Origin of the sequence: Halorubrum sp. CBA1125, assembly GCF_009742825.1 — an archaeon.
Taxonomy (GTDB): domain Archaea; phylum Halobacteriota; class Halobacteria; order Halobacteriales; family Haloferacaceae; genus Halorubrum.
In genome coordinates, this window is record NZ_WPCE01000077.1 from 1 (window position 1) to 12,830 (window position 12,830).

General features: G+C 69.2%; 8 protein-coding genes. 6 read left to right on the forward strand and 2 right to left on the reverse strand.

Annotated features, from left to right (window positions below; genetic code table 11):
* Nucleotides 1-457: 457 nt before the first annotated feature.
* Nucleotides 458-1,663, reverse strand: a complete 1,206-nt coding sequence (locus GJ633_RS08635; RefSeq protein WP_321168986.1) for a twin-arginine translocase subunit TatC — start codon at nt 1,661-1,663, stop codon at nt 458-460.
* A gap of 199 nt (nt 1,664-1,862) precedes the next feature.
* Between GJ633_RS08635 and GJ633_RS08640 the strand changes: the two genes are divergently transcribed.
* The 4 genes from GJ633_RS08640 to GJ633_RS08655 all read left to right on the forward strand — a co-directional run bounded on the left by GJ633_RS08640 (nt 1,863) and on the right by GJ633_RS08655 (nt 9,116).
* Entirely contained in the window at nt 1,863-4,118 is a 2,256-nt protein-coding gene (locus tag GJ633_RS08640) for a twin-arginine translocase subunit TatC (RefSeq protein WP_156588492.1), read from the forward strand.
* 128 nt (nt 4,119-4,246) lie between these two features.
* Nucleotides 4,247-7,198, forward strand: coding sequence for an excinuclease ABC subunit UvrA (gene uvrA, locus GJ633_RS08645; RefSeq protein WP_156588493.1), 2,952 nt, complete (start codon nt 4,247-4,249; stop codon nt 7,196-7,198).
* A 118-nt stretch (nt 7,199-7,316) separates the two neighbouring features.
* The gene (locus GJ633_RS08650; RefSeq protein ID WP_156588494.1) at nt 7,317-8,576 is read left to right on the forward strand and encodes a magnesium transporter; all 1,260 of its coding nucleotides are present in this window, start codon (nt 7,317-7,319) and stop codon (nt 8,574-8,576) included.
* Nucleotides 8,577-8,732: 156 nt separating this feature from the next.
* On the forward strand, nt 8,733-9,116 hold the full coding sequence (locus GJ633_RS08655) for a RidA family protein (RefSeq protein ID WP_156588495.1): 384 nt from the start codon (nt 8,733-8,735) through the stop codon (nt 9,114-9,116).
* A 103-nt stretch (nt 9,117-9,219) separates the two neighbouring features.
* Here GJ633_RS08655 and GJ633_RS08660 read toward each other — a convergent pair whose 3' ends face one another.
* Nucleotides 9,220-11,250: an endonuclease MutS2 gene (locus tag GJ633_RS08660; protein ID WP_156588496.1), complete on the reverse strand. Its 2,031-nt coding sequence runs from the start codon at nt 11,248-11,250 to the stop codon at nt 9,220-9,222.
* A 111-nt stretch (nt 11,251-11,361) separates the two neighbouring features.
* Here GJ633_RS08660 and larE point away from each other — a divergent pair, with 111 nt between their 5' ends.
* Nucleotides 11,362-12,315, forward strand: a complete 954-nt coding sequence (gene larE / locus GJ633_RS08665; protein WP_156588497.1) for an ATP-dependent sacrificial sulfur transferase LarE — start codon at nt 11,362-11,364, stop codon at nt 12,313-12,315.
* Between the two features lie 93 nt (nt 12,316-12,408).
* The gene (locus tag GJ633_RS08670; protein WP_156588498.1) at nt 12,409-12,612 is read left to right on the forward strand and encodes a hypothetical protein; all 204 of its coding nucleotides are present in this window, start codon (nt 12,409-12,411) and stop codon (nt 12,610-12,612) included.
* Nucleotides 12,613-12,830: the final 218 nt, after the last annotated feature.

Sequence of the window (12,830 nt, forward strand, 5' to 3'; positions counted from 1 at the left end):
GCTAGTGGTACGATAGAGGGATAGTTGAGCGAACTCGGGACGTTCGAGATGGGTCGGTGGCCACCGGGGAAGAACACTCACCAAAGCCCCAGCCGTGAGGACTCGCGCGGCTCGCTGTGGTCCTCGACCGTTCACTTCATTCACGGTCTGCGGTCCTTACGTCGCCGGGCTTCGCCCTCACGGCTGCCCCTTTGGGTCCCGACCCGAACGGCACCGCACAGCACCTCACGCCGTCCCCAGCCTCGCGGTTCGCGCTCTCCGAGCGCTCACCGCTCCCTCGCGTGCTGTCTCGCGGTCGCCAACGGCGACCGCTCGCAGGCGCGCCACCGTAGCCGGGGATCGATCGGTCCTTGGACTACACTGACCGAATCTCAGAAGAGCAATACAGGTATTCCAACTGTTCTATGACATCCTGACCTGCAGCCAACGTTTGCTTATAAATTACCACCCCGGCGATCTAGTTCCCGGTCCAGCGCAGGATCGCGAGCGTCCCCTCGTAGAGGACGATCATGGTGAGCGTCACGATGATCGGGGCCATCCCGGTGGGGTCGGGGCTGAACAGGAACGCGATCCCGAGGAACGCGCCCCAGAAGATGAGCCGCTTCTCCTCTAACCACTTCCGGGTGACGATACCCATCATGATCGCGAGCATGATGAAAAGCGGGATCTGGAAGACGATCGCCATGAACGCGAGCATGATGACGATGAGGTTGAACGTCTCCGCGAGCCCGAAGGCGATCGTCGCGGCGTCGGCGGTGTAGGTGGTGAAATACGAGAAGATCGCGGGCAACACGAGGAAGTGCGCGAACGCGACCCCGATCCCGCCGAGCACGAGGCTCGTCGGCACCGCGGCGAGGTAGTACCGCCGCTCCTGTGTGTACAGCCCCGGCTTCATGAACCGGTAGGTCTGGTAGACGAACGCCGGGAGGCCGACGACCACGCCCGCGAGGCCGGCGACCTTGAGCTGGGTCAGCGGCAGTTCGAGCGGCCCGTAGAGCCGCGGGCGATTCTCCATCGGCGCCGGGATGTGGTAGCTCCAGAAGTAGTTGATCAGCTCGGTCGACTCGGTGACGGCGACCAGCGTCGCCAGCCCGCCGAAGACGAACACGACCGCGAGCCGCCGCATCATCTCTTCGATGTGGTCCGCGAGCGGCATCTCCTCGTCCGACTCCGGCGCCTCTAGGCCGAGGGCGTCGGCCCTCGCCCCGCCGTCTGCGGCCTCCGTCGTTCCGGCTGCGCCGTCGGCGCCCTCGGAGTCGTCCGACTCGCCGGCCGCCTCCGGCGTGGGCTGTGGCGTCATCGGGTGTTCGACGATTTCTCCGTCGCTGTCGGGAGCGGGAGTGTCCGGATCGTCTGATTCGTCCGACTCGTCCGGGTCGTCAGCGTCGTCGGGATCGTCCGTGACGCTGGAATCGGCGTCGTCGGCCTCGTCAGGATCGGTGTCGTCACTGTCATCGGGAGCGGTGTCGTCTAAATCGGCAGGATCGGCGTCATCATCGCCGTCAGGGTCGGCGTCGGCACTGCCATCGGGACCGGCATCGTCAGGGTCGGCAGGGTCGGCGTCGGCACTGCCGTCCGGATCGGCGTCGTCAGGGTCGGCGTCGTCCGCGGATCCCGACTCTCCCCCCGGCAGCCGACGCCGCGTCGATCGGCGGATCGTCACCGTCGATCGAATCGTCCTCGGAATCCGAAGAGGTCCCCCCGGGCTCTGAAGCGCCGTCGGACCGATCCGAGTCGTCCATTCAGTTCCCTTAGGCCCCCGGGTGACTATAGGCCTTTTCGGATGGAGCCGACGCGCGGCCGGCGGCGGACGGCGGGCGCGGTCGAAAAGGTTGATAACAGCGACGGACTTCGACTCTCGTATGGCGAGCGCCCTCGACGAGGACACCCAGCAGTCGCTCGCGGCGGGCCGCGAGTCGGCCAGGGCCTTCCTCCGGTCGATCCAGAAGGACCTCCAGAAGGTGTTCGTCGTCTTCTTGCTGGGGTTCCTCGCGACGTTCTGGGCCCTTCGCGTGTACGTCTGGGACTTCCTCAGGAACGTCACGCAGTCGAACATGTCTCCCGACGTCGCGGAGGCGGCCGACGTGATCGCAACGACGCCGTTCGAGGTGATCCTGCTACAGGCGAAGATCGGCCTGATCGTCGGCGCGATCGTCGCGGTGCCGCCGCTGATCTACGTCGCCCGGGACGAACTCCGGGCCCGCGGGATGTGGCCGCAGTCCCCGGTCCCCCGCTGGAAGCTCGCCGGGATCGCGATCCTCGGCTTCGGGCTGTTCGGCGCCGGCGTCGCGTACGGCATCTACGCGTTCTTCCCGATCATGTTCTCCTTTCTGGCCGGCTTCGGCCTGGAGGCCGGGCTCCAGCCAACCTACTCGATCGTGTTGTGGACGGAGTTCATCGTCTTCCTCTCGCTGTCGTTCGGGCTCGCCGGGCAGATGCCGCTTCTCATCACCGGGCTGTCGTACGCCGAGATAGTCCCCTACGAGACGTTCCGCGACAAGTGGCGCTACGCGGTCGTCGCCATCTTCGTCTTCGGCGCGGTCTTCTCACCGCCGGATCCGTTCACCCAGCTGATGTGGGCGTTCCCGCTCGTGGCGCTGTACGGCTTCAGCCTCTACCTCGCGAAGCTCGTCGTCACCGCCAAGCGGAGCTCCGACCGCATCGACGTGGTGAGCGCGGCCCGGAACCACTGGAACGTCGTCGGCGGCGCGGCCGTCCTCGGCGGGGGGATCGCGTATGCGTTCTACGAGTACGGCGGACGGACGGCGGTCAACGACCTCCTCCGAGCCGTCGACAGCGACTGGCGGTTCCTCGAACCGGGCGCGGGCCTCGGCGTCGATCCCGCCACGGCGGCCGCTCTGTACGCCGCCGCGTGGGCGCTCGCGTTCGTAGTCGTGGCGACGCTGTGGGCGGTGTACACCGACCTCGACACGACGAGCGCCGGCTACCAGTACGGCGACCCGACGGCCATCGATATCGGCGAGCTCGACGCCGCGGGCGTCCGGGCGGCCCCCGACGACGTCTTCGAGCAGATGGACGAGCCGGAGTCGCTCGCGCACGCACAGGCCGCCCTCGACGAGGACAACCCCGAGAAGGCACAGGCGATACTCGATCGATTCGACGCGGCGACCCCCGACGAGGGCGACGGGGACGCCGGCACCGACGCGAGCGCGGGCGCCGGCGGCGACACGGGAGGCGACGGCCGCTCTAAGGGTTCCGGGGCTGCCGGCGGCGCGGGCGACGACGGCCTTGTCGGCGACGTTCAGAACCGCACCTCTCGGGCGAGTTCGACGTTCCTCTCGGAACTCACCGACGGCAACGAGGACGAGGCCGAAGACGACATCGGCGGCTACTACACGGACCTCAAGTTCATCTTCGACTCCGTGCGGTCGAAGTCGTTCGTCATCCTCGCGGTCTTCGGCGCCGTGATGGCGACCGCGTTCACGTGGCTCTACCTCGGCGGGCTGGCGACGGTTCGCAACGACCTCGAACGCCGCGTTCCGGCGGAGATCGAGGGCGGGATCAACATCATCACCCTCCACCCGGTCGAGGCGCTGATCTTCATGGTGAAGTTCTCCGTGTTGCTCGGGATCGTCGCCGTGTTCCCGGTCGTCCTCTACCACGCGTGGCCCGCGCTGCGCGAACGCGGGTTCGTCGCCGGCCGGATCTACCAGGTGTACCTGTGGATCGGCGCGCTCGGCGCCGGACTGGTCGGCGGCTTCGCGCTCGGGTACGCCTACGTCGCGCCCGGACTCATCGGCTGGCTCGTCACCGACGCCCGCCTCGCGGACATGGTCATCACCTACCAGGTGAGCGACTTCCTCTGGCTCGTCATCTACACGACGATCGGGATCGGCTTCCTCGCGGACATCCCGATCGCGATGATCCTCCTGAACAACGCGGGGGTCCCCTACCGCGTCTTCCGCGAGCGCTGGCGGGAGGTCACGATCGGGATCATGCTGTTCGCGGCGGTGTTCACGCCCGCGGACGTCATCACGATGCTGCTCGCGACGGTGCCGCTGATGGCGGCGTACGGCGTCGGTATCGGCGTCCTCTTCGTGGTCACCTTCGGGGGCCGCCGCGACCTCTCGCCGCCGGCGGAGTTCGTGAGCCGGTGACCGGACGGGTGCGGTCCCTCCCGGCCACTCGCTGCTCCCTCCAGTCTCGCCGCGAGAAGGCTGTCCCCGTTCGAAGCAGCCGCCGCGACCGACGGGTATTCCCGCGCGCGCCCGCAAGGGACGGTGAAATGAGCAAGGACTACATCGAGGTCCGCGGCGCCGAGGAGCACAACCTCAAGGACCTCGACGTCCGGATTCCGCGCGAGGAGTTCACCGTCGTCACCGGTCTCTCCGGGTCGGGGAAGTCGTCGCTCGCGTTCGACACCGTCTACGCCGAGGGGCAGCGCCGGTACATCGAGTCGCTGTCGGCGTACGCCCGCAACTTCCTCGGGCAGATGGACAAACCCCAGGTTGAGTCCGTCGAGGGGCTCTCGCCGGCCATCTCCATCGACCAGAAGAACGCCGCGAACAACCCCCGCTCGACCGTGGGAACCGTCACCGAACTGCACGACTACCTCCGGCTGCTGTACGCCCGGATCGGCACGCAGTACGACCCCGTCACCGGCGAGGAGGTCGGCGAGCAGTCCGCCCAGGACATGGTGAATCAGATCCTCGAGCTCCCCGAAGGCACCCGCGCGAAGATCGCCGCGCCGGTCGTCCGCGACCAGAAAGGGGCCTTCGAGGAGCTGTTCGAAGAACTCGTCGCCGACGGGTACGCCCGCGTCGAGGTCGACGGCGAGCCGCTGGACCTCACGCTCGACGACCCCGACCTCGACGAGAACTACGACCACACGATCGACGTGATCGTCGACCGCGTTCGGGTGTCGCCCGACGCCCGCTCGCGGATCACAGATTCCGTCGAGACCGCCCTGGACGAGGCCGGCGGCGTCCTGAAAGTGATCGTCCCCGACCCGCCCGCGGACGTCCCGTTCGCCTCGAACGCCCGCTCGACGGGGTCGCTGGCGGTGGACGCCGACGGAGACGACCGGCTCGTGGTGGAGTTCTCCGAGGAGCTCGGCAACCCCAACTCCGACGTCCAGTTCTCCGAGATCGAGACGCGCTCGTTCTCGTTCAACAGCCCCTACGGCGCCTGCCCCGAGTGCGAGGGGATCGGCTCGACGAAGGAGGTCGACGAGGACCTCGTCATCGAGGACCCCTCGAAGCCGCTGAAACACGTCTTCGAGCCGTGGAGCTACGACCGCACCTACTACTCCCGCCAGCTCGACAACGTCGCGGAGCACTTCGGCGTCTCGCTTTCGACGCCCTTCGAGGAGCTCGACCCCGAGATCCGCCGGCAGTTCCTCTACGGCACCGACGACGTCGTCCACTTCGAGTGGACCACCAAGAACGGCACCCGCGAGAAGACCGAGCGGTTCGAGGGCGTCATCCCGAACCTGGAGCGCCGGCACGTCGAGACCGACTCCGAGCGCGCCCGCGACCACATCGAGGAGTACATGGCGGTGACGACGTGCTCGGAGTGTCAGGGGACCCGGCTCAAAGCGCAGTCGCGGCACGTCCTCGTCGACGGGGCGCCGATCACCGAGGTGAACCGGCTGTCGATCGCGGACGCCCGCGAGCACTTCGAGGGGATGGAAGACCGCCTCGACGAGCGCGAGGAGACGATCGCCGCGGAGATCCTCAAGGAGATCCGCGCGCGGCTGGGCTTCATGGAGGAGGTGGGGTTAGAGTACCTCACGCTCGACCGCGAGGCCTCGACGCTGTCCGGCGGCGAGAGCCAGCGAATTCGGCTCGCGACGCAGGTCGGCTCCGGGCTGGTCGGCGTCCTCTACGTCCTCGACGAGCCCTCCATCGGGCTCCACCAGCGCGACAACGACCGGCTGCTCGACACGCTCACCGGGCTGCGCGACCTGGGCAACACCCTGATCGTCGTCGAACACGACGAGGAGACGATGCGCCGGGCCGACGAGATCATCGACATGGGTCCCGGCCCCGGCAAGCGGGGCGGCGAGGTGGTCGCGCAGGGCGACTTCGACGACATCGTCGCGGCCGACGAGTCGGTCACCGCCGACTACCTCGCGGGACGCGAGGAGATCGGGGTGCCGGCGGAGCGCCGCGACCCCGACGGCGAACTCGTGGTGCGGGGCGCCCGCCAGCACAACCTCAAGGACCTGGACGTGTCGATCCCGCTCGGCACGCTCACGACGGTCACCGGTGTCTCCGGCTCCGGGAAGTCGACGCTGGTCCACGACGTCCTCTACAAGGGCCTCGTCCGGAAAATGAACGACAACACCTCGGTCGACCCCGGCGAGCACGACGCGATCGAGGGGACGGAGGATATCGAGACGGTCCGGCTCATCGACCAGTCGCCCATCGGGCGGACCCCGCGGTCGAACCCCGCGACGTACACCGACGTGTTCGATCACGTCCGCGAGCTGTTCGCGGAGACCAAGCTGGCGAAACGGCGGGGCTACGAGAAGGGCCGGTTCTCGTTCAACGTGAAGGGCGGCCGCTGTGAGGAGTGCGGCGGCCAGGGCACCGTCAAGATCGAGATGAACTTCCTCTCGGACGTGTACGTCCCCTGCGAGGAGTGCGGCGGCGCCCGCTACAACGACGAGACGCTCGACGTGACCTACAAGGAGAAGACCATCGCCGACGTGCTCGAGATGAGCGTCGACGAGGCGTACGACTTCTTCGAGAGCCACGGGGGGCTGAAGCGCCGGCTGAAGCTCCTGAAGGACGTCGGGCTCGGCTACATGGAGCTCGGCCAGCCCTCCACCACGCTCTCGGGCGGGGAGGCCCAGCGCGTGAAGCTCGCCGAGGAGCTCGGCAAGCGGTCGACCGGCGACACCCTCTACCTGCTGGACGAGCCGACGACGGGGCTCCACAAGGAGGACGAGCGCAAGCTGATCGACGTGCTCCACCGCCTCGTCGACGGCGGGAACACGGTGGTCGTCATCGAACACGAACTCGACCTGGTGAAGAACGCCGACCGCGTGGTCGACCTCGGTCCCGAGGGCGGGGAGGGTGGCGGGGCGCTCGTCGCCAGCGGCACGCCGGAAGCGGTCGCCCGCGACGGCGACTCCCACACCGGTCGATACCTGCGTGACCTGCTTCCGGACGTCGACATCGAAGGTCCGCGCGACGACCGGCGGAAGCCCGCGGCCGCGGACGACGACTGAAACTCCCGACTGCGGACGAGAGCCGACGGACGGATCCGGTACGCATCCGCGGCCGAACGAACCAGCGCTGCGGTGCCGTCGCCGGCATCATTTAGTACGGCACTCGCGCCCTTCACGTATGGAGAGTCAGGTGGAGGACGTACAGGAGACGCTCGCGATGTCTCCGGCGCCGTCCGATCCGTTCTCGGCGCTGCCAGAACACGAGCAGCGGGACGTCTTTTTCGCGCTCACGGAGGACGTCCGGGCGGCGGTCGCAGCGGACATGAGCCGCTCACGGCTGGAGGCGTTCGTCGACCGGCTCGATCCCGACGAGATCACCGACGTGCTCGGGTACGTCGACGCGGCGACCCGCGAGACGGTGCTCTCGACGCTCGATACCGCCCGCCGCGAGAAGGTCGATTTCCTCCTGTCGTTCAATCCCGAGAGCGCGGCCGGAGTGATGAATCTCGACTACGTCACCGTCGACGCCGGCTGGTCGTTCCCGGCGGTCACAGCGCGCGTGCGCCAGTTCGAAGACCGGACTGGACGGGTGCCGACCATCTTCGTCATCGACGACGACGAGCTGCTCGGCGAGCTGCCGGGCGCGGCGCTCTCGACGGCCGACCCCGCGACGGAAACGATCGCCGACCACGTACAGGAGACCCCGTCGGTCCGGTACGACCGCGACGACGAGGAGGTGCTCGCGGTGTTCCGCCAGAACAGCGAGCGGACCGTGGCGGTGCTCGACGAGAACGACGATATCCTCGGCGTGATCCACGCGAGCGACCTCCTGCGGCTGGTCGACGAGGCCGCCGGCGAGACGCTGTACGAGTTCACCGGCGTCGCCGAAGAAGAGAGCGTCCTCGACGGCCCCGCGGTGAAGATCCGGCGGCGGTACAAGTGGCTCATCCTCAACCTCGGCACCGCGTTCATGGCCGCGGCGGTCGTCGGACTGTTCGAATCGACGATCGCCGCCGTCGCGATCCTCGCCGCGTACATGCCGGTGGTCGCCGGGATGGGCGGCAACGCCGGCACCCAGTCGATGGCGGTCACCGTCCGCGGCATCTCGCTCGGGCAGGTGTCGCTGTCGACGGGCAAACGCGTCATCGCCAACGAGGCCGTCGCCGGCGCGGCCAACGGGGTCATCACCGGTGCGCTCGTCGCCGTCATCGCGATCGCCTTCTCGTACGGCGAGTTCGGAGTGCTGCTCGGCGCGGTGATCGGCGTGTCGATGGTGGCGAATCTCGTCATCGCGGGCTTCTTCGGGGCACTCACTCCCCTGATACTCGACCGGATCGGCTACGATCCGGCGACGTCGGCGACGATATTCATCACCACCGCGACCGACGTGTTGGGCTTCTTCGTCTTCCTCGGACTGGCGCGAGCGGTGTTGATCTGAGAGTTCCCGGCGGAGCACGTCGCCCGCGCGCCCCGTGCCGTCCCGACACGTCCTCGCGGGAACTCCCGTGAGGCCCTGCGGGAAGGACGGGAGCCCGGTCGGCGGGTCCCCTCGCGACCCGCATCTTGATGTGTGGGTGCGTCGTGGGTCGGACCGATGCAAGAGATCACGAGCGACGAGGTTCCGGACGCGCTCGGTCCGTACTCACACGGGATCCGCTCCGGCGACACGGTCCACGTTTCGGGGAAGACGGGCGTGGATCCCGACACCGGCGACGCCCCGGCGTCGGCGGCCGCGCAGACGACACAGGCGCTTTCCAACATCGAGGCGATACTGGCGGCGGCCGGCACGAGCGCGGACGCGATCGTCCGGGCCACCGTCTACCTCACGGACATGGACGACTACGACGCCGTGAACGAAGCGTACCGGTCGTTCCTCTCCGAGCCGTATCCCGCCCGGACCTGCGTCGAGGTGTCGCGGCTCCCCGAACCGCTCGACGTCGAGATCACGGTTACGGCGGAACTCGACGGCGACGAGTGATCGCGGGCGGCTCCGGATCGAGCCGGTCCGGACCGGGCTCTTCCGGATCGAACCGTTCCGGACCGAATCCGCCTCAGAGATCCGTTTCGAACCGGATCCGTCCTCAGAACTTCTCTAAGAGTTCGGTGTAGAACCCGCCGCCGCGGTCGTCAGCCAGCTTCTCGACGATGAGCTCCGGCGTCGAGCGCGCGAGGTGGCCCTTCTTCGGCGAGCGGTTCACGCGGAGTTCGCCGTCGACGAGCCCGGCGGCCTCGATCCCGTCGACGGCGACGTCGAAGTCGGCGGCGTCGCGGATCTCGCGGGCCAGGTGCGAGACGAAGACGGCGGTGGCGTCCTGCTCGGAGAGCGCCTCCAGGATGCCCGCGATGATCTTCGCGGAGGCGCCGGGCTCCGTGATCGACTCCAGCTCGTCGACCAGGACGAGCCGGCCGTCCGCCCCCTCGACGAGGTCGCCGAAGTCACGGAGGGTGGCCTCGAACGCGCCCGCGTCGAGCGTCCCCTGCGACTTCGCGTAGTAGTGGACCTCCTCGAAGCGCTCGACGGTCGCGGACTCCGCGGGGACCGGCAGCCCCATCTGCGCGAGCACGACGACGAGCGCGACGAGGTCGAGGGTGGAGGTTTTCCCGCCGGAGTTCACCCCGGAGAGCAGCGTCGCGCCGGACACCGCGTAGTCGATCGGCTCCGCGTCCTCGAAGTCGACGTCGAGCAGCGGAGAGCGACCTGCCTCGATGCGGAAGCCGGAGGCGTCGTCGCCCCCCTCACCGTCGGCCGCCGCGGGGTCCGCGACCTCCGGCAGCACGCAGTCGAAGTCGCGGGCGAACCGCGCGATCGCGAGTTCGACGTCGAGTTCGAGGGCGTCGCGGACCAGCTCCTCGACCGGCTCGCGCAGGTCGCCGAGATCCCGCGCGAGTTCCGACTTGAGTCGGGCTGCGCGGCGGTCCCGCGCCGCGGACAGCTCGGTGCGGAGCCGGGAAGCGGCGCTCTCGTCGTGATCGACCGGGAAGGAGGGGTCACCGCCGAAGACGCGCTCGGCGAGTTCGGCCTCCTCAGGCTCCAGTTGAAGTGCGTCGACGAGGTGCTCGCGGGCGGCGGCGATCGCCTCGTCGTACTCGTCGGCGAGCTCGCGGTCCAGAAGCGAGTCGACGCGCGCGCCCTGCTCGACGAGCGAGAGGAAGTCGGTCCCCTCGATCGTCACGTCGCGCTCGCGGATCGCCTCGCGCAGGCGGTCGTCGGCGACGGATTCGGCGGTCGACACGGCCGCGTCGAGGTCGTCGACGGCGGCGGTCAGCCGGTCCAGCTCGGGGTCGCCGGCGATCGTCCCGTCGTCGTCGAGTCGCGAGAGCGCGTCGCGCAGCCGGCGAGGTCGAGCGGCGGGGCCGTCCGGGGCGACCGGGTCGCCCGCCGCGGCGGCCGCCTCGTGGACCGCGGCGGCGGCCTCCAGCCGTTCGCGGTTCGCGGCGAAGAAGGCGAGCAGCCGCTCCGGCACCGTCTCCGCCGGGTTCTCCAGGGCGTCTGGGCGAACCTTCACGTCGCCCTCCACGTCGAGCCCGGCGAACTCCTCGTCCAGGACGACCACGGACGCGTACGACCGCGCGAGCTCGGAGACGTCCCGCGCGTCTTCGACGGTCTCGACCGAGAGCTCCGGGACGGCCGACTCGGCGCGGGCGAGCGTCTCGGCGTCGGCCGTGGCGAGACAGCGGTCACGCACCCGGACCGTCGGCGGGTCGGAGAGGGGTTCGAGGTCCGCGAGCGCCTCCCGGACGGCGGGGTCGGGATCGCGGTCGGTCGCCGCGGCCGCCACCGACTGCGCCTCCGCGATCCGCGAGGCGGACGCGCTCGGGTAGAACGTCTCCAGCCGCTTCGCGGCGTAGTCGGTGACGGTGCGCTCGCGCAGCAGGCCGATCGCCTCGCGGTACACCTCACGGGCGCGGTCGGTGGCTAGCACGCGCCCCTCGTCGCCGTGGCGGCGGCGGATCGCGCCGCGGGCGATGCGAGCCGCGCGGGCCTCGTTGACGCCCGGCGCGCGGGCGATCCCGGCCACGTCGCCCGACTCGACGGTCGCGGCCGGGTCGTCGAGCTCGCGCAACGCCGCGGCCGTCTTGGCGCCGACGCCGGGGATCGCCTCCAGCTCCATCTACCCGCGGATATCGCGGCAACGCGTTAAAGGGTACGGGTCGGTCGACCGGCGGAGCCGGACCGCGCCGCGGGCGACGCGCTTTTTCCTGCCGGCCGCGAACCGGCGACCATGAGTCAGGAAACGCTCGCCGTCGAAAACGGGGATCTCGCTCCCGAGACGGCGGCGAAGGCGTCCGCAGCGCGCGCCGCGCTCGCCGAGCGCGACGGGGTCCTCGTCGCGTTCTCGGGCGGGGTCGACTCCTCGGTCGTCGCGGCGCTCGCGCGCGACGCGCTCGGCGAGGACGCGGTGGCGTGTACCGCCCGCAGCGAGACGCTGCCGGCCGCGGAGCTCGATGACGCGAAGCGCGTCGCCGACGAGATCGGCATCCGCCACGAGACGGTGACGTTCTCGGAGCTCGACGACCCGAACTTCGTCGCCAACGACGGCGACCGGTGTTACCACTGCCGGACGATGCGGCTGGGACGGATGTACGAGACGGCCCGCGACCTCGGGATCGACACCGTCTGTGACGGGACCAACGCCGACGACCCCGGCGAGGGTCATCGGCCGGGGCTGCGCGCGGTCGAGGAGCTCGACGTGTTCTCGCCGCTGCTCGACGCCGGGATCGCGAAAGACGAGGTCCGCGAGATCGCAGCGGCGTACGGGCTCTCGGTGGCCGACAAGCCCTCGATGGCGTGTCTCTCCTCGCGGATCCCGACCGGGTTAGAGGTGACCGAAGAGCGGCTGACCCGCGTCGAGAAGGCCGAGCGGGTGCTCCGCGAGTGGGGCTTCGAGGGGTTCCGCGTGCGCGACCACGACGGGCTCGCGCGCGTCGAGATCGCGCCCGACGAGCTGGAACGCGCGCTCGACCCCGCCTTCGCCGACGCGGTCCACGAGCACCTCACCGACGTCGGCTTCGAGTACGTCACGCTCGACATGGCCGGGTACCGGACCGGGAGCGTGAGTCCGGGCGGGACGGAAGAGGGCGGCGATGAGGTCGGTGAGGGCGGCGACGAGTCTGGAGACGGCGGTGACGACAGCGAGGACGACGCCCCTGACCTCGGTCGGCAGTACCCGCGCTGAGACGAAGTTCGGGAAGTTCGGACGCGATCGGCGGTTATCACCCGAGAGAACCCGACGCGAACGCTTATAAGCGGTGTTGGCGAACCGACAGCTATGCGCGAGGCGCAGACGCTCGCGATCATCGCCGGCGGGGTCGGGGGATCCGTCGGCGCGTTCGTCGGCGTCTCCATCGGCGGCGACGCGCTCTCCGTCACGCTCACGACGTTCGTCGTCGCGCTGGTGGTCGGCGCGGCGGTGATCGCGAGCGCCGTCATCGCCGGCGACGTGGCGTTTCTCGCGGACGCCGAGGGCGAGTAGGCGTCCGCGTTCGGTTTTGACCCGGATGTGCGCCATTATATAGTTGCTTCTGTGACCGAGTCCTCTGAAACCTGAACCGATCGAGGGTGTCATAGAAGGGTTCACACGCCCGCACTGGATTCATTCGATACAGGTCAAGGAGTGAGCGATTCTGCGGTGGCGCGCTCCCGCGAGCGTCCCGGAGGGACGCGAGACAGCGCGCGAGGGACGCGGTGAGC